The following is a 17,651-nucleotide window of genomic DNA, read 5'->3' on the forward strand; positions in this document are numbered from 1 at the left end:
AGGCCCTTCAGCGTTTCTTCCTCAACCGATCCCCGTACCGCATGAGCCGTCGTCGCGTCGTCGTCACCGGTCTCGGTCTGATCAGCCCCGTGGGCAACACGGTGGCGACAGGCTGGGCCAACATCCTGGCCGGTCAGTCCGGCATCGACCGCATCACCCGCTTTGATGCCTCGGCCTATGCCTGCCAGTTCGCAGGCGAGGTCAAGGGCTTCGACGTGGCTGAATACATGTCCACCAAGGAAGCGCGGACCATGGACCGCTTCATCCACTACGGATTGGCGGCATCGATTCAGGCGGTGCAGGATGCGGGCTTGCCGACCGGCGACGCCCTCACCGAAGAGCAGGCCGAGCGCATCGGCGTGCTGGTTGGATCGGGCATCGGCGGCCTGCCGATGATCGAGGAAACGCATGCGGAGTTGACGGCGCGGGGTCCGCGCCGCATCTCTCCGTTCTTTGTGCCGGCCTCAATCATCAACATGATCTCGGGTCATGTGTCGATCAGGTTCGGTTTCCAGGGACCCAACCTGGGCATCGTCACGGCCTGCACCACCGGCTTGCACAGCATCGGTGAAGCCGGGCGGCTGATTGAATACGGCGATGTGGACGTGATGGTGGCCGGCGGTGCCGAGTCGACCGTCTCGCCGCTGGGCGTGGGCGGCTTTGCGGCCGCACGCGCGCTCTCCACGCGCAACGACGATCCCAAGACGGCCTCGCGCCCCTGGGACAAGGACCGCGACGGCTTCGTGCTGGGCGAGGGCGCCGGTGTGGTGGTGCTGGAAGAGTACGAGCACGCCAAGAAGCGCGGCGCCAAGATCTATTGCGAGCTGGTCGGTTTCGGCATGGGCGCGGATGCCTACCATATGACCGCTCCCAATGTGGACGGCCCCAAGCGCTCGATGCGCGCGGCGCTGCGCAATGCCGGGCTGAACCCCGACCAGGTCAACTACATGAATGCCCACGGCACCTCGACGCCGCTGGGTGACGTGAACGAAACCAATGCCATCAAGCTGGCCTTTGGCGACCACGCCAAGCAGCTGGTGGTCTCGTCCACCAAGTCCATGACCGGCCATCTGCTGGGTGGCGCGGGTGGCATCGAGTCGGTGTTCACGGTGCTGGCGGTGCGCGATCAGATCGCGCCGCCCACCATCAATCTCTTCAACCAGGATCCCGAGTGCGACCTGGACTACTGCGCCAACACCGCGCGGGAGATGAAGATCGAATATGCGGCCAAGAACAATTTCGGCTTCGGCGGCACCAACGGTACGCTGATCTTCAAGCGCATCTGAGGCCGTGGGCGATGCGGTCGGCCCTGCGCCATCCGCCCGCCTTCAGCGTCACGCTCAACCCAGATCCTGCTTGGCGGGCTCTGGGTTGCGTGCTTTCAGGGCTGGCTGTTGCGGGCCTGGTGGCGACGCTGCTGCAACACCTGACCCCGACCCTGGCTGCCTCGGTATTTGCCGCTGCGCTGCTGCTGGCGGCTGCCACCGCGGCCTGGCTGGCGCGCACCCTGGGCTGCCGGGACTACCGCTACCGCCTGCGCTGGGACGGGCAGGCCTGGTGGCTGGCCAGCGGCGAGCAGCCGGAATTGCCGGTACGCGTTAGTGTCGCGATGGATCTGGATCACTGGCTGCTGTTGCGGGCGCAGCGCCCCGGTTGGCGCCTCGCCTGGCGGCCGCTCTATCTGCCCCTGGCTGAGGTGGCGGCGCAAGCGCATTGGCCGGAACTGCGCGCCACGCTGTTCTCCGCCGGCCAGGCATGACTTCGGTGCACCGGGGGGTGAGTGCCGGCACAATCGGCCTACCAGTTTTTGCGAGGCCATGTGCCATGTTGCTCAGCCAGCCGGTCCGACGCTTTTTCCTTCTCCTGCCGCTGATGGCCGCCACCCTGCAGCTGCAGCCCGTGCAGGCGCAGACCGCGCCCGTCCAGCCGGCCTTGCCCGACTTCACCCAGCTGGTGGAGCGCGTGGGCCCGGCGGTCGTCAACATCCGCACCTCGGAGCGGCTCAAGGCCAACCCCAATATGCCGGAGCTGGACGAGCAGATGCTCGAGTTTCTGCGCCGCTTCGGCATCCCGGCGCCGAACCAGCGCCGCGGTGCGCCGCGCGGCGACGACGATCAACCGCAACGCCGCGGGGTCGGCTCCGGCTTTCTGATCAGCACCGACGGTTATGTGATGACGAATGCCCATGTGGTGGACGGTGCCGACGAGCTGCTGGTGACGCTGACCGACAAGCGCGAGTTCAAGGCCAAGCTGATCGGCACCGATGCCCGCACGGACGTGGCGGTGGTGAAGATCGAGGCCGCCGGCCTGCCGGCGGTGAAGCTCGGCGACGTCAGCAAGCTCAAGGTGGGCGAATGGGTGCTGGCCATCGGTTCGCCCTTTGGTTTCGACAACACCGTCACCGCCGGCATCGTCAGCGCCAAGGCACGCGACACCGGCGACTTCCTGCCCTTCATCCAGACTGATGTGGCCATCAACCCGGGCAACTCGGGCGGGCCGCTGCTGAATATGCGCGGCGAGGTGGTGGGCATCAACTCGCAGATCTACAGCCAGTCTGGCGGCTTCATGGGCATTTCCTTCGCGATCCCGATCGACGAGGCGCAGCGCGTGGCCGAGCAGCTGCGCAACGGTGGCCGCGTCATCCGTGGCCGCATCGGCGTCGACCCGGTGGATGTCAGCCGCGAGGTGGCCGAAGCCATCGGCCTTGGCAAGGCGACGGGGGCAATGGTGCGGCGTGTCGTCGAGGGCAGCCCGGCGGAGAAGGCCGGCGTGGAAGGCGGCGATGTGATCGTCAAGTTCGACGGCAGGGCGGTGGAGAAGGCTAGCGATCTGCGCCGCGTCGTCGGCGGTACCAAGCCCGGCAGCAAGGTCAGCCTGCAGGTATTCCGCCGCGGCGCTTACAAGGATCTGCCCATCGTCGTTGGCGAACTGGAGGACGAGAAGCCGCAGCGCGCCAGCGAGGCCGCCCCGAAAGTGGCGCCGGCCCTGGGCCTGACGGTGTCTGATCTGTCCGATGTACAGAAGCGCGAGCTGAAGCTCCGCGGCGGCGTGCGCGTGGATGCGGCCGAGGGCGCGGCAGCACGCGCGGGCCTGCGCGAGGGGGATCTGATTCTGGCCCTGGATAATGCCGAGATTGCCAGCGTCAAGCAGTTCCAGGCGGCCATTGCCAAGCTGGACAAGGCCAAGATCGTGAGCCTGCTGGTGCGGCGCGCCGATGCGGTGAATATCGTGCTGCTGAAGCCGGGGCGCTGAGTGCCGGCGTCCGAGTCTGGTGGCGGGTCTTTCCGTAATGTGGAAATTCAGCGCTGACGGCGGGGCTGGCGCGGCGGTTGCGGCAGGCCGGGTTGGGCCCGATCTGGCTTCACCGACTGCCTGAGACGGGCGATTGATTCATCGATCGGATAGAATCCTGGCCTTCCAGGGCCGCTTTGCACGCATCGGGACGGGACAATGCGGGCAGGCTCGGACCCCGCCTCAAACATCCACAGGAAATCCAGACGGAATTGTGGATAAGTTGTGCATAAGTTTGATGTTGGCGGCCCGCAACGACGGGAAATGCAGCAACGGTGCGGTTTCCAGGCGGGGGCTTTTGGCTACAATGAAGGCCCAACAAGCAGTTGCCATACGTTTTGTTGGAAGGCGCGTCACCGTTTCGACGTGCCTTTTTTTTATGTTCGGCACGGCCCTCCGGGCCTTCACATCGCTTCGCGATATGAGCCTTCCATGCAACGGCTTCGCCGTTGAAGATTCCGGCCGAACAGACCGCGATTGAGTCCATGAATCACATCCGCAATTTCTCCATCATCGCCCACATCGACCACGGCAAGAGCACGCTGGCGGATCGCATCATTCAGCGTTGCGGGGGGCTCTCTGATCGGGAGATGGAAGCGCAGGTGCTGGACTCGATGGACATCGAGCGCGAGCGCGGCATCACCATCAAGGCGCAGACCGCCGCGCTGCAGTACACCGCCAAGGACGGCAAGACCTACAACCTCAACCTCATCGACACACCCGGGCATGTGGACTTTTCGTATGAGGTGAGCCGCTCGCTCTCGGCCTGCGAGGGCGCCTTGCTGGTGGTGGACGCCAGCCAGGGCGTGGAGGCGCAGACGGTGGCGAACTGCTACACCGCGCTGGACCTCGGCGTCGAGGTGGTGCCGGTGCTCAACAAGATGGACCTGGCCTCGGCCGATCCGGAGAATGCCAAGGCCGAGATCGAGGACGTGATCGGCATCGATGCCACCGACGCCATTCCCTGCAGCGCCAAGACCGGCATGGGCATCGACGAGATCCTCGAGGCCGTGATCGCGCGCATGCCGCCGCCCAAGGGCGTGGTGGAGGCGCCGCTGCGCGCCATGATCATCGACTCCTGGTACGACGCCTATGTGGGCGTCGTGATGCTGGTGCGCGTGGTCGACGGCACCCTGAAGAAGGGCGAGCGCATCCGCATGATGGCCTCCAACGCCGTCTACCCCGCCGAGCACCTGGGCGTGTTCTCGCCCAAGTCCGAGCCGCGCGAGCAGCTGAATGCGGGCGAGGTGGGTTTCGTCATCGCCGGCATCAAGGAGCTGCAGGCCGCCAAGGTGGGCGACACCATCACGCTGGAAAAGAAGCTGCCCAACAACCTCGGCCCGGCCGAGGAGGCGCTGCCCGGCTTCAAGGAAATCCAGCCCCAGGTGTTCGCGGGCCTGTACCCGACCGAGGCGAGCGAGTACGACTCGCTGCGCGACGCGCTCGAGAAGCTCAAGCTCAACGACTCCTCGCTGCGCTACGAGCCCGAGGTCAGCCAGGCGCTGGGCTTCGGCTTCCGCTGCGGCTTCCTGGGCCTGCTGCACATGGAGATCGTGCAGGAGCGCCTGGAGCGCGAGTTCGACCAGGACCTGATCACCACCGCGCCCAGCGTGGTCTACCAGGTGGTGATCGGCGACGGCACGGTGATCGAGGTCGAGAACCCGTCCAAGATGCCGGAGCTGGGCCAGATCGCCGAGATCCGCGAGCCCATCGTCACCGTGCACCTCTACATGCCGCAGGACTACGTCGGCCCGGTGATGACCTTGGCCAACCTGAAGCGCGGCAGCCAGATCAATATGGCCTACCACGGCCGCCAGGTCATGCTCACCTACGAGATGCCGTTGGCCGAGATCGTGCTGGACTTCTTCGACAAGCTCAAGAGCGTGTCGCGCGGCTACGCCTCGATGGACTACGAGTTCAAGGAATACCGGGCCTCCGATGTGGTGAAGGTCGACATCCTCATCAACGGCGACCGGGTCGACGCGCTGTCCATCATCGTGCACCGCGCGCAGAGCCAGTACCGCGGCCGCGCGGTCGCCGCCAAGATGCGCGAGCAGATCCCGCGTCAGATGTATGACGTGGCGATCCAGGCGGCGATCGGCGCCAACATCATCGCGCGCGAGAACATCAAGGCGATGCGCAAGAACGTGCTGGCAAAATGCTATGGCGGCGACATCACCCGCAAACGCAAGCTGCTGGAAAAGCAGAAGGCGGGCAAGAAGCGCATGAAGCAGATCGGTACCGTCGAGGTGCCGCAGGAAGCCTTCCTCGCCATCCTCCAAGTCGACGATTGAACGAACCACAGGACTCCATGAGTGCGCTGACCGGAATTCTTTACGCTGTCCTGATCGCCTACCTGGGTGGCTGGTACACCGGCTACTGGAGCGGCAACTTTTCGCTGCTGCTCTTCATCCTGACCGCGGTGACGATGGCCTATTGGCTGGCGGAGCGCTTTCACTTCCAGCCGGCGCGCGAGCGCGCCGCGGCCGATCTGCTGGCCAGCGATACCAAACGCCGCGAGGCCCTGGCCGCGCAGGGCATTGCGCGTGTGGATGGCAATGTGGAGGGCGCGCGCGAGGAGATCCTGCGCCAGCCCTGGTGGCTGGACTGGACCGCCGGCCTGTTCCCGGTGATCCTGATCGTCTTTCTGCTGCGCTCCTTCCTGTTCGAGCCCTTCAAGATCCCCTCGGGATCGATGGTGCCGACCCTGCTGGTGGGCGACCTGATCCTGGTGAACAAGTTCCACTACGGCGTGCGCCTGCCGGTGATCAACAAGAAGATCATTGCCAACCACGACGTGGCGCGCGGCGACGTGATGGTGTTCCGCTACCCCGAGGACACCAGCATGGACTTCATCAAGCGCGTGGCTGCCGTCCCCGGCGACGAGGTCAGCTACCTGAACCAGCGCCTCTACATCAATGGCCAGCTGGTGCCGGTGCAGTCCCAGGGCGACTATTACGACGAAGACTCGATGCAATACCGCCAGCGCTTCAGCGAGAAGCTGGGCGAGAAGGAGCATCAGCTGCTGGTGAACACGCAGCGCCAGCCGCTGTTCCGCCCGGATCGCAAGGATGGGCCGTTCCCCTTCCAGGAGAATTGCAAGTACAGCCCCGAGGGCGTGACTTGCAAGGTGCCGGCCGGCCATTACTTCATGCTGGGCGACAACCGCGACAACTCGCGCGATTCGCGCTTCTGGGGCTTCGTGCCGGACGAGAACATTGTGGGCAAGGCCTTCTTTGTTTGGATGAATTTCGGTAATCTGAAACGCATTGGCTCCTTCAACTGAGCCGCATCAGCACAAGACGGGGGATGAGATCCATGAGGCCTATGCGCAGACACCAGCAGCGTGGTTTGAGCCTGCTCGGCTTGTTGTTCTGGGGAGCGTTGCTCGGCGTCACGGCCGTCGTGGGTCTGCGCGTCGTGCCCACGGTGATCGAGTTCTACACCATCCAGAGTGCGGTCGATCGCATCGCCAAGGGCAACCCGGCCACCGTGCCGCTGGCGCGCGCCGAGTTCGAGCGCATCAAGGAGGTCGAATACTCGATCACCAGCATTGACTCCAAGGATCTGGTGATCACCAAGGAAAACGACAAGGTGCTGATCAGCTTCGCCTATGCGAAGCAGGTGGAGCTTGGCGGCCCGGTCTCGCTGGTGATCAAGTACGAAGGACGTTCGCACTGAGCAAGCTCATGAAGACGCCGCTGGATTCCCTGCAGCAAAGGCTCGGCTATCAGTTTGCCGATCCGGGCCTGCTGGTGAGGGCGTTGACGCATCGCAGCTTTGGCGCCGATCACAACGAGCGCCTGGAGTTCCTGGGCGACGCGGTGCTGAGCCTGGCGGTTTCGAGCCTGCTGTACGCGCGTTTCGCGGGCTCCGACGAGGGCGACCTGACGCGCATACGCGCCCATCTGGTGCGCGAGGACAGCCTGCACCGCCTGGCCCTGGGCATAGGTCTGCCCGAGGTCTTGCGCATGAGCGAGGGCGAGGCGCGCGGCGGCGGCGCCCAGCGCCCCTCGATCCTGGCGGATGCCACCGAGGCCATCATTGGCGCGGCCTTTCTGGACGGTGGATACGCCGCCGCGCTCGAACTGGTGCGCGGCCTGCTGGGCGATCTGATCAATGGTTCGGTGAGCGACAACTGGGCCAAGGATGCCAAGACCGCGCTGCAGGAGTTGCTGCAATCGCGCCGTCTGGCGGTGCCCACCTACCGCATCACCGAGACCCGCGGCCAGGCACATGCCCAGACCTTTGCGGTCGAATGCGCGGTGCCGGCGCTGAATCTGGCCAAGAGCGGCGAGGGCCGCTCGCGGCGCGCCGCCGAGCAGGACGCGGCACGGCGTATGCTTGATGAATTGATGGCGCGTGACAAGCCCGGCACCGGCTTGCGCGACTGAGACCCTGACGACTCCTTTTTGCCTGGGGCGGCCACCAGCCGTCACACCATGAACAACATCACCAACACCCCCGAGTCCGAGCAGGGCGCGAGCCCGGCGCAACGCTGCGGGCTGATCGCCATCGTCGGCCGCCCCAATGTGGGCAAGTCGACCCTGCTGAACGCGCTCGTCGGCCAGAAGGTCAGCATCACCTCCAACAAGGCGCAGACCACCAGGCACCGCATCACCGGCGTGCGCACCGTCGACGAGGCCCAGTTCGTGTTCGTCGATACGCCCGGCTTCCAGACCAAGCACAACGCGGCCCTGAACCGCAATCTGAACCGCACCGTACATGGCGTGCTGTCCGATGTGGACCTGGTGCTGTTCGTGGTCGAGGCCGGCCGTTTCGGCCTGGACGACGCCAAGGTGCTGGCCCTGCTGCCCGATGACAAGCCGGTGGTGCTGATCGCCAACAAGCTCGATGCCGTGCATCGCCGCGCCGAGCTGGCGCCCTGGCTCAAGGGCATGCAGGAGCGCCGCAACTTCAGCGAGTTCGTGCCGCTCTCGGCCAAGAAGGAGGCCGACGTGCAGCGCCTCTTCAAGATCCTCAAGCCTTATCTGCCCGAGCAGGGCTGGTTCTACGACGAAGACGCGCTGACCGACCGCAGCGAGAAATTCCTCGCCAGCGAGATCATCCGCGAGAAGCTGTTCCGCCTCACCGGCGACGAGCTGCCCTACACCTCGACGGTGGTGATCGACAAATGGGAAGACGAGGGCGAGCTGCGCCGCATCTCCGCCTCCATCGTGGTCGAGCGCGATGCCCACAAGGGCATGGTGATCGGCCAGGGCGGCGAGTTGCTCAAGCGCATCGGTTCCGAATCGCGCCAGGAGCTCGAGCACCTGATGGACGGCCGCGTGTTCCTGGAACTGTGGGTCAAGGTGCGCTCCGGCTGGGCCGACAGCGAGGAACACCTGCGCTCCTACGGCTACGAGTGAGTTCGTGAGCCCCCCAGTCACTTCGCTCCTGCCCCCGAGGGGCGCCGCCCGGCTTGGGGCGGCCCGGCGCCGGGCATGAACGCACGTGCCACGCGTGCTCCCGCCGCGCAGCTGGCCTATGTGCTGCACCACTACGACTGGAGCGAATCCAGCCTGATCCTGGACCTGTTCACGCGCGAGCAGGGCCGGCTGGCGGTGGTGGCCAAGGGTGCCAAGAGGCCTTACTCGCAGCTGCGCGCCGTGCTGCTGCCCTTCCAGCGCATCCAGGTCAGCCTGTCCAAGCCCAGCAAGGGCGATGGCGGCCCCGAGGTGCAGACGCTGCGCGGCGCCGAATGGGCCAGCACCCACGCCATGCCGGCCGGTGCGGCGCTGTTCTCGGGCTACTACCTGAACGAGCTCTTGCTCAAGCTGCTGGCGCGCCAGGACCCGCACCCCCAGCTCTTCGATGCCTATGCCCAGACTCTGCCGCTGCTGCACGCCAGCGAGGATGCGCAGTCGCAGGCGGCCCTGCGCGCCTTCGAGCTGCGCCTGCTGAACGACAGCGGCCTCCTGCCTGATCTTAGCGTCGTCACGCCCACCCAGCTGCCGCTGGAGCTGGAGCGCAGCTATGTGCTGACGGCCGAGTCCGGTGTCGTGCCGCCCAGTCATGCGGGCGCGCACTTCAAGGGCGCCGAGCTGATACAGCTGCAGGCCGCCTTGCTGCATGGCAGCGTCGAAGCTCTGCAGCAGGCCTGCATGGGGGCGCTGCCCGCACTCAAGACGGCGCTGCGCGGCCTGCTTCACTATCATCTGGGCCACAAGCCCCTGCGCACGCGTGGCGTGATGCTGGATGTGCAGAAACTCCTCGCCTGAGTCGATCCGACCATGAACCCTTTGGTGGCCCCCGAGGCCTCGCGTCATCGCGACGCGCGCTGCGCCCTCTCCGTCAACGTCAACAAGGTGGCCCTGCTGCGCAATACCCGGCATCTGGGCATTCCCAGCGTGATGCGCGCCGCCGAGCTGTGCCTGCTGGCGGGCGCGCAGGGTATCACCGTGCATCCGCGCCCCGATGCCCGCCATATCCGCAGCGAGGATGTGCATGAGCTGGCCGCCCTGCTCAAGACCTGGCCCCAGGCCGAGTACAACATCGAGGGCAACCCGACGCAGAACCTGATGGATTTCGTGCGCGCGCTGCGTCCGCAGCAGGTCACTTTTGTGCCGGACAGCGAAGACCAGTTCACCTCCGACCATGGCTGGAACTTGCCCGCCGATATGGCGCGGCTGCGCCCGCTGATCGCCGAATGCAAGGCGCTGGGCGTGCGCGTGAGCCTGTTCATGGATCCGCTGCCGCTGGCCATGCCGCTGGTGGCCGAGCTTGGTGCGGACCGCATCGAGCTCTATACCGAGACCTATGCGAGCGCCTATGGCACACCGCGCCAGGCCGAGGTGCTGGCCGGCTTCACGGCCACCGCCAACGCGGCGCTGGCGGTGGGCCTGGGGATCAACGCCGGCCACGACCTGAGCCGCGACAACCTCACGACCTTTTTGCGCGAGGTGCCCGGTGTGCAGGAGGTCTCGATCGGCCATGCCCTGATCGCCGACGCGCTCGAACTGGGCTACACGGAAACGGTGCGCGAGTATCAGCGCGCCATTCAACGCGCTTACAGCCTGTGATCTACGGCATCGGCACCGACGTCTGCGACATCCGCCGCATCGCCGACACCCTGGCGCGCCGCGGCGAGCGTTTCGCCGAGAAGGTGCTCGGTCCGCACGAGCTGGAGGTCTTTCGCGCGCGCCGCGCCAAGGTCGAATCCCGCGGCATTGCCTACCTGGCCACGCGGTTCTCGGCCAAGGAGGCCTTCTCCAAGGCCATCGGACTGGGCATGCGCATGCCGATGAGCTGGCGTGCCTGCGAGATCGTCAAGGCGCCCAGCGGCAAGCCCGAGCTGCGGCTGCATGGTGCACTGGCGCAATGGTTCGAGGCCAAGGGCCTCAGGGCCCATGTCAGCGTCAGCGACGAGACCGACTACGCCACCGCCTTCGTGGTGGTGGAAACCAAGGAATGAACAAGAAATGAACAATCAATGAACGATATGCCGCACGCCCCCGTGGTGCTGGACATTGCCGGCACCCAGCTGAATGCCGACGACCGCCGCCGCCTGGCCCATCCGCTGGTGGGGGGCTTGATCCTGTTCGCGCGCAATTTCGAAAGCCGCGACCAGCTCACCGGGCTCACCGCCGAGATCAAGGCCATACGCCCCGACATCCTGATCGCCGTCGACCAGGAGGGCGGCCGCGTGCAGCGCTTCAAGACCGGCGGCTTCACCCATCTGCCGCCGGCACGCCGGCTTGGCGAGCTGTGGATGGAAGATGCGATGCAGGCCACGGCGGCCGCCACGGCCACCGGTTATGTGCTGGCCGCCGAGTTGCGCGCCTGCGGCGTGGACCTGAGCTTCGCGCCGGTGCTGGACCTGGACCATGGCGAGAGCAGCGTGATCGGTGACCGCAGCCTGCACCGCGATCCGCGCGTGGCGGCCCTGCTGGCCAAGAGCCTGGCCCATGGCCTGCTGCTGGCCGGCATGCACAGCTGCGGCAAGCATTTCCCGGGGCATGGCTTCGTCACGGCCGACAGCCATGTGGACGTGCCGGTGGACAAGCGCAGCCTCAAGGCCATCCTGGCCGAGGATGGCCAGCCCTTTGCCTGGCTGAGCCTGAGCCTGGCCGCGGTGATGCCGGCGCATGTGATCTATCCCAAGGTGGACAGCCGCCCGGCGGGCTTCAGCGCGCGCTGGCTGCAGGAGGTGCTGCGCGAGCGCCTGGGCTTTGGCGGCGCCATCTTCAGCGACGACCTGGGCATGCGCGGCGCGCGCGTGTTGGAAGGCCGCGAGATCGGCTACACCGAGGCCGCGCTGGCGGCCCTGCAGGCCGGTTGCGACATGGTGCTGCTGTGCAACCAGAGCCTGGTGGATGCCGGTGCCGCGCTGGACGAGTTGCTCGACGGCCTGGTGCAGGCGGCCGCGCGCGGCGACTGGCTGCAGGAGCCCGACAGCGAGTCGCGCCGGCTCGACCTGCTGCCGCAGACCGTGCCGCTGACCTGGGACGAGCTGATGCGCAATCCGCGCTACCTGGCCGCGGTGGAGCAGCTGGGCTGAGCCGCAAGACCTGACCCCGCCAAAAGAAAACGCCGCTGAGCGCAAGCCCAGCGGCGTTTTTGTCGTTGCGGGGCCGCGCGGGGCTTTAGCCCCGCCTGCCATCAGCGCTGCTCGAAGGGCAGGGTGATCTGTGCCAGATCCTTGCGCGTCTCCACCAGCACCAGCGGGCCTGCGTCGATCTCGACCAGAGGCGGGCGCTCGCGCGGCACATGCACGGGCTTGGGTTCGGCGGCAATCGCCTCCTGCACCACACGCACCTTGTCTGCGTCGGAATTGACCCATTGCAGGCCCGCGCCCTCGGCGATGGCTTGCAGATCGTTCACCGGCAGCTCGAAGGCCGGCACCACCGGCGCGGCGAGCGGCGCCACGGGTGCTGCGACCACCGGCGTTGCCGGGGCGGCGATCGCTGCGGGAGCGGGTGCCGGCGGCGGTGCGGCGGGTTCGGCCGGCGCGGCCAGTTCCATCTGCTGCGGTGCCTGGGCGGCCGGGCCCGGCTCGGCCATGCCTTCGGCCTGCGCCTCATCGGCCGCCATGCCTTCGCCGCGCTCGCGGCGGTTGCGGCCACCACGGCGGCGGCGGCCATCGCGGGCCTGGGGTTCACCGGCCTCGTCGGCAGCGGCGGGGGCCTCGGTGCCTTCGACGGCTTCGGCCGGCTCGGCAGCAGCGGCTTCGGCCTGCTCCTGGTTCAGCTCGGTGCCCTCGACGCCTTCGGCGGCGCGGTCATCGCGGTCGCGGCCACCACGGCGGCGGCGGCGGCGGCCCTGGCGCTCTTCGCTGCCGGCCTCGTTCGCTGCCAGGCCTTCGGGCAGTGTGTCCTGGAAGGCCGGGTTGTCGAGTTGCGCATCGCTGGGCTCGGCCTGCAGGGCCGCGCTGTCCACACGAGCTTCTTCGTTGCGCTGCGGGCGCTCGGCACGCTCGCCGCGCGGGCGACGGCCTTCGCCGCCACGCTCGCCGCGCTCGGCACGTTCCGTGCGCTCGGGGCGCTGCTCGCCAAGCGCCAACTCGGGCTTGTCGTTGCCGCGCTCATTGCGGCGGCCGGCGCGCTCCTGGCGCTCGGGGCGCTCGCCACGCTCCTGGCGCTCGCCGCGTTCGGCGCGCTGGCCGTCCTGCGGCTTGCCATCGGCGCGGGCCTCGCCGCGCTTGCTGCGCTCGCCACGTTCGGCGCGCTCGCCGCGTTCGCCACGACCACCGCGGTCGCCGCGATCACGGCGGCCATCGCGGCCACCTTCGCGCTTGCCGTCCTTGCGGCCTTCGGCAGCCGGCTTGGCTTCCACGGCCGGGGCCGGAGCCTCGGCCGGTGCAGCCACGAACAGCTTCTTGATCCAGCCGAAGAAGCCACCGCCGGCGGCCGGCGCGGCCACCGGTGCAGCCACGGGCTCCACCGCCACGGGCTTGGGCGCCGGTGCGGTGGGCATGGGTGCGGCGCCTTCGGGCATGATGCCCTTGACCACCGGCTCCTGCTTGCTCTTGCCCTTGTCGTCGCTGCCGCGGCGGGTGATGCCCACCTCGTCCTGCGGCTCTTCGATCATGGTGTAGCTGGCCTGCAGGTTTTCCAGGCGCGGATCGTCGTGGCGCAGGCGCTCGAGCTTGTAGTTGGGCGTCTCGAGATGCTTGTTGGGCACCAGCAGCACGGTGACGCGCTGCTTCAGCTCGATCTTGGTGATCTCGGTGCGCTTCTCGTTCAGCAGGAAGCTGGTCACTTCCACCGGCACCTGCACATGCACGGCGGCGGTGTTGTCCTTCATCGCTTCTTCCTGGACCATACGCAGGATCTGCAGCGCCGAGGACTCGGTGTCGCGGATGTGGCCGGTGCCATTGCAGCGCGGGCAGGTGACGTGGTTGCCTTCGCTCAGCGCCGGGCGCAGGCGCTGGCGCGAGAGCTCCAGCAGACCGAACTTGCTGATGGAGGCGAACTGCACGCGGGCGCGGTCGCTGCGCAGGGCGTCGCGCAGGCGCTGCTCCACCTCGCGGCGGTTCTTCGACTCTTCCATGTCGATGAAGTCGACCACGATCAGGCCGCCCAGATCGCGCAGACGCATCTGGCGCGCGATTTCGTCGGCGGCTTCCAGATTGGTGCGGGTGGCGGTTTCCTCGATGTCGCCGCCACGGGTGGCGCGCGCCGAGTTCACGTCCACCGAGACCAGGGCCTCGGTGTGGTCGATCACGATCGCGCCGCCCGAGGGCAGGTTGACGGTGCGGCTGTGCGCGGTCTCGATCTGGTGCTCGATCTGGAAACGGCTGAACAGCGGCGCGTCGTCGCGGTAGCGCTTCACGCGATGGCCCTGGTCGGGCATCACGTGGTTCATGAACTGGTGAGCCTGCTCGAACAGGTCGTCGGTATCGATGAGGATCTCACCGATGTCGGCGGTGAAGTAATCGCGGATGGCGCGGATCACCAGCGAGGATTCCTGGTAGATCAGGAAGGCGCCCTTGCCACCCTTGGACGCGTCGTCGATCGCGGTCCAGAGCTTGAGCATGTAGTTCAAGTCCCACTGCAGCTCGGCGGCGCTGCGGCCGATGCCGGCGGTGCGCGCGATCAGGCTCATGCCCTTGGGGTACTCGAGCTGGTCGAGGTTTTCCTTCAGCTCTTCGCGGTCCTCGCCCTCGATACGGCGGCTCACGCCACCGCCGCGCGGGTTGTTGGGCATCAAGACCAGGTAGCGGCCGGCCAGCGAGACGAAGGTGGTGAGCGCCGCACCCTTGTTGCCGCGCTCTTCCTTTTCCACCTGCACCAGCAGTTCCTGGCCTTCCTTGATGGCGTCCTGGATCTTGGCATTGCGCACATCCACGCCGTCGCGGAAGAACTGGCGCGAGATTTCCTTGAAGGGCAGGAAACCGTGGCGGTCTTCGCCGTAGTCCACGAAGCAGGCTTCGAGCGAGGGCTCGACCCGCGTCACCACGGCCTTGTAGATATTGCCCTTGCGCTGCTCGCGGCCTTCGATTTCGGTTTCGAAGTCCAGCAGTTTCTGGCCATCAACGATTGCGAGGCGCCGCTCTTCCGGCTGCGTCGCATTGATCAGCATACGTTTCATCAGTACTCCTCACGCACCCCAGGCCTTCCAGGCCATCAGGGCGCGCAGCATCACGACGTCCACTGGCTGTGACACCAGCGGGCGACCCATAAGCTGCACGAGAAACGCGGTGGAACCGAGGAAGGAATCGCCCTGGACTGCTGGAGATCTGCTTTGCTAAGCGATCAGCCCTGCAGCGTTGGCGCGTGCCCTCGGGTAGGCGGCGCGGCGAACTCCATCCCCGCTGCGCAGGCGTGCCATGACGCCTGCGGCCCGTTCGCGGCTGTCTGCGAGGGCCCGACCGGCATCAAACCGGGGCTGCGCTCGCGAGCGGCAAAGGGTGGGGGGATTGGTGGAGATCATCCGCGAGGAACTACCGAGTGCTGGCATGAGGCGCGCCGACTCTTGATCGGATCGCCTCACGCGATGAAAACCTTATTCGTGCCCGTCGTGGCCCCATACAGGCCACGCCAGGCGTGGTTCGAACTGCGTTGCTCTTCCGCACTGCAGCGCTGGCCGCCCGGTCACTTGGGGACAGGGCCCGCCCGCGTCGCAGACGCGTTGCATCACCGTTTGTGGATGCCTTGAAACCCCTGTTCGCACATGAGCTTCACGCATCCGCCTCTCTTGCGCCTTCGGCTTACCCCGGCTCAGGCCCGGGTAAAATCTGAAAAATCAAATACTTAGAGCGCAATCGTGGCAAGCAGCATTATACGGGCTAAAGGCCGCCCCAAGGTCGGGGGGGGCGCCCGCAGCGCGGCGCGCTCGCCAGCAAGGCCCGCCCAGCCCGTACCCGCGCCGAAACCGAGCGCGGCGGCGCCCGCGCCAGTAGCGGCACCGGCGCCGGCGCCGGCCGTGCGCCTGCTCACCATCGACGAAGCTTCGGAAGGCCAGCGCCTGGACAACTTCCTCTTGCGCGAGCTCAAGGGCGTACCCAAGACCCATGTCTATCGCGTCATCCGCGCCGGCGAGGTGCGCGTGAACAAGGGCCGGGCGCATGCCGATACGCGCCTGAACTTGGGCGATGTGGTGCGCGTGCCGCCGGTGCGCCTGCCCGAGCGCGTGGTGGACGAGGCCGCCAAGTTCGTGCCGGCCAAGGAATTTCCGATCGTGTTCGAGGACGAGCAGTTGATTGCCGTCAACAAGCCCGCCGGCGTGGCGGTGCATGGCGGCTCGGGCGTGAGCTTCGGTGTCATCGAGCAGCTGCGTCAGGCGCGGCCGCAGGCCAAGTTCCTGGAACTGGTGCACCGGCTCGACAAGGAGACCTCGGGCCTGCTGCTGATCGCCAAGAAGCGCAGTGCGCTCACCAAGCTGCAGGACCAGTTCCGCGAGCGTGAAACGGGCAAGACCTATGCGACGCTGGTGACGGGCGAGTGGGCGGCGAACAAGAAGGTCATCGATGTGGCGCTGCTGAAATTCACCGGCGCGGACGGTGAGCGCTGGGTGAGGGCGGTGACGAACTCGCACGATCCGCAGGCCGAGCAGGCCAAGCGCTCCGTCAGCCTGGTCAAGGTGGTCGAGCGTTTGCCGGGCCACAGCCTCTTGGACGTGACCATCAAGACCGGCCGCACCCATCAGATCCGCGTACACCTGGCGCATGAGGGTCACCCCATCGTGGGCGACCCCAAGTACGGTGACTTCGAGGCCAACCGCGCGATGGCGCGCGGCGCGCTGCGTTTCGACCGCATGTTTCTGCACGCCAAGCGCCTGCGCTTCATCCACCCCGCCAGCGGCGCGGAGATCGAGTTGCTGGCACCCTTGCCGCCTGAATGTGAGAACTTGATCGCGGCCCTGCGCGCGCAACCATGACACCCAAGCAGTTTGATTTGATCGTGTTCGACTGGGACGGCACCCTGTTCGACTCCACCGCCCTGATCACGCGCTGCATCCAGGCCGCGGCGCGCGACCTGGGGCTGCCCGTGCCGGAAGCCGCCGATGCCGCCTATGTGATCGGCCTGGGGCTCTACGACGCGCTGGCGCGCGTGGTGCCCGATCTGCCGCGCGAGCGCTATGCCGAGCTGGGCCAGCGTTATCGCCACCATTACTTCGCCGCCCAGCATGAGGTGGTGCTGTTCGAGGGCGTGCTTGAGCTGCTGGCGGCGCTGAAGGCGCGCCACCACTGGCTGGCCATCGCCACCGGCAAGAGCCGCCGGGGCCTGGACGAGGCACTGCAATCGGTGCAGCTGCAGGGTGTGTTCGACGGCAGCCGCACCGCCGACGAGACCGCCGGCAAGCCCGATCCGCGCATGCTGCACGAGCTGATGCGCGAGTTCGGCGCCGCGCCCGAACGCACCCTGATGATTGGCGACACCACCCACGATCTGCAGCTGGCCTTGAACGCCGGCGCCGCACGGCTTGGCGTCAGCTATGGCGCGCACGATCACGCCAGCTTCCATGCGTTTGAACCCCTGCACATCGCCCACGATGTGCCCGACCTGCAGCGCTGGCTGCTCGAACATGCCTGAGACCGACGACATCCAACCCATCCCCCTGTGCCCCTCGGCCGAGCTGCAGGAGCGCGGTCGCGCACACAGCTTCGACGTGCTGCAGTACCGCCAGCCGGCGCGCGCCTTTGCGCTGCGCTTCGAGGGCCAGGTGGTGGCCTATCTGAACCGCTGTGCCCATGTGCCCACCGAGATGGATTGGCAGGAGGGCGAGTTCCTCGACAGCGACAAGCAGTACATCATGTGCTCGATCCACGGCGCGGTCTACGACCCACTCTCCGGACGTTGCGTGACCGGCATGTGCGGCCGCATCGGACTGACCAAGATCGAGGTGCAGGAGCGCGAGGGCCAGGTCTATTGGTATCCTTCCCGCGACACCAAGCCGGCCTTTGAAGACTGAGCCCT

At 66.9% G+C, this 17,651-nt stretch carries 16 protein-coding genes; 15 read left to right on the forward strand and 1 reads right to left on the reverse strand.

The annotated features are described in order from the left end of the window. Nucleotides 1–41: 41 nt before the first annotated feature. The 12 genes from fabF (at nt 42) to nagZ (ending at nt 11,791) form a co-directional block, all read left to right on the forward strand. Nucleotides 42–1,286, forward strand: a complete 1,245-nt coding sequence (gene fabF, locus PFX98_RS13765) for a beta-ketoacyl-ACP synthase II (RefSeq protein ID WP_285231072.1) — start codon at nt 42–44, stop codon at nt 1,284–1,286. Nucleotides 1,287–1,375: 89 nt separating this feature from the next. Beyond that, nucleotides 1,376–1,759, forward strand: a complete 384-nt coding sequence (locus tag PFX98_RS13770) for a hypothetical protein (protein WP_285231073.1) — start codon at nt 1,376–1,378, stop codon at nt 1,757–1,759. 113 nt (nt 1,760–1,872) lie between these two features. Continuing rightward, the gene (locus PFX98_RS13775) at nt 1,873–3,252 is read left to right on the forward strand and encodes a DegQ family serine endoprotease (protein WP_285231074.1); all 1,380 of its coding nucleotides are present in this window, start codon (nt 1,873–1,875) and stop codon (nt 3,250–3,252) included. A 524-nt stretch (nt 3,253–3,776) separates the two neighbouring features. Continuing rightward, nucleotides 3,777–5,585, forward strand: a complete 1,809-nt coding sequence (gene lepA, locus PFX98_RS13780) for a translation elongation factor 4 (protein ID WP_285231075.1) — start codon at nt 3,777–3,779, stop codon at nt 5,583–5,585. Nucleotides 5,586–5,602: 17 nt separating this feature from the next. After that, nucleotides 5,603–6,577, forward strand: a complete 975-nt coding sequence (gene lepB, locus PFX98_RS13785) for a signal peptidase I (protein WP_285231076.1) — start codon at nt 5,603–5,605, stop codon at nt 6,575–6,577. 41 nt (nt 6,578–6,618) lie between these two features. Then, entirely contained in the window at nt 6,619–6,972 is a 354-nt protein-coding gene (locus PFX98_RS13790; protein WP_285231077.1) for a DUF4845 domain-containing protein, read from the forward strand. 8 nt (nt 6,973–6,980) lie between these two features. Continuing rightward, on the forward strand, nt 6,981–7,685 hold the full coding sequence (gene rnc / locus PFX98_RS13795; RefSeq protein WP_285231078.1) for a ribonuclease III: 705 nt from the start codon (nt 6,981–6,983) through the stop codon (nt 7,683–7,685). A 48-nt stretch (nt 7,686–7,733) separates the two neighbouring features. Then, on the forward strand, nt 7,734–8,660 hold the full coding sequence (era, locus tag PFX98_RS13800) for a GTPase Era (protein WP_285231079.1): 927 nt from the start codon (nt 7,734–7,736) through the stop codon (nt 8,658–8,660). A gap of 75 nt (nt 8,661–8,735) precedes the next feature. Continuing rightward, a complete protein-coding gene (recO, locus tag PFX98_RS13805) occupies nt 8,736–9,512 on the forward strand; it encodes a DNA repair protein RecO (RefSeq protein ID WP_285231080.1) in 777 nt (258 codons plus the stop codon). A gap of 12 nt (nt 9,513–9,524) precedes the next feature. Beyond that, nucleotides 9,525–10,313 carry a pyridoxine 5'-phosphate synthase gene (locus tag PFX98_RS13810; RefSeq protein ID WP_285231081.1) on the forward strand — a complete coding sequence of 263 codons (789 nt, stop codon included), beginning with the start codon at nt 9,525–9,527 and terminating at the stop codon, nt 10,311–10,313. Then, the gene (gene acpS / locus PFX98_RS13815) at nt 10,310–10,705 is read left to right on the forward strand and encodes a holo-ACP synthase (RefSeq protein WP_285231082.1); all 396 of its coding nucleotides are present in this window, start codon (nt 10,310–10,312) and stop codon (nt 10,703–10,705) included. The genes PFX98_RS13810 and acpS overlap by 4 nt, the downstream gene beginning before the upstream one ends. Before the next feature lie 27 nt (nt 10,706–10,732). Then, nucleotides 10,733–11,791, forward strand: a complete 1,059-nt coding sequence (gene nagZ, locus PFX98_RS13820) for a beta-N-acetylhexosaminidase (RefSeq protein WP_285231083.1) — start codon at nt 10,733–10,735, stop codon at nt 11,789–11,791. 101 nt (nt 11,792–11,892) lie between these two features. Here nagZ and PFX98_RS13825 read toward each other — a convergent pair whose 3' ends face one another. Continuing rightward, a complete protein-coding gene (locus tag PFX98_RS13825; protein WP_285231084.1) occupies nt 11,893–14,823 on the reverse strand; it encodes an Rne/Rng family ribonuclease in 2,931 nt (976 codons plus the stop codon). Between the two features lie 834 nt (nt 14,824–15,657). Between PFX98_RS13825 and PFX98_RS13830 the strand changes: the two genes are divergently transcribed. The 3 genes from PFX98_RS13830 to PFX98_RS13840 are packed head-to-tail and all read left to right on the forward strand — an operon-like array spanning nt 15,658 to nt 17,646. After that, a complete protein-coding gene (locus PFX98_RS13830) occupies nt 15,658–16,611 on the forward strand; it encodes an RluA family pseudouridine synthase (protein ID WP_285231085.1) in 954 nt (317 codons plus the stop codon). Further along, a complete protein-coding gene (locus PFX98_RS13835) occupies nt 16,608–17,267 on the forward strand; it encodes an HAD-IA family hydrolase (RefSeq protein WP_285231086.1) in 660 nt (219 codons plus the stop codon). The genes PFX98_RS13830 and PFX98_RS13835 overlap by 4 nt, the downstream gene beginning before the upstream one ends. Then, a complete protein-coding gene (locus PFX98_RS13840) occupies nt 17,260–17,646 on the forward strand; it encodes a Rieske (2Fe-2S) protein (protein ID WP_285231087.1) in 387 nt (128 codons plus the stop codon). Before PFX98_RS13835 ends, PFX98_RS13840 begins: the two co-directional genes overlap by 8 nt. The last annotated feature ends 5 nt before the right edge of the window (nt 17,647–17,651 follow it).

This window comes from Paucibacter sediminis, from assembly GCF_030254645.1.
Taxonomy (GTDB): Bacteria; Pseudomonadota; Gammaproteobacteria; order Burkholderiales; family Burkholderiaceae_C; genus Paucibacter_B; species Paucibacter_B sediminis.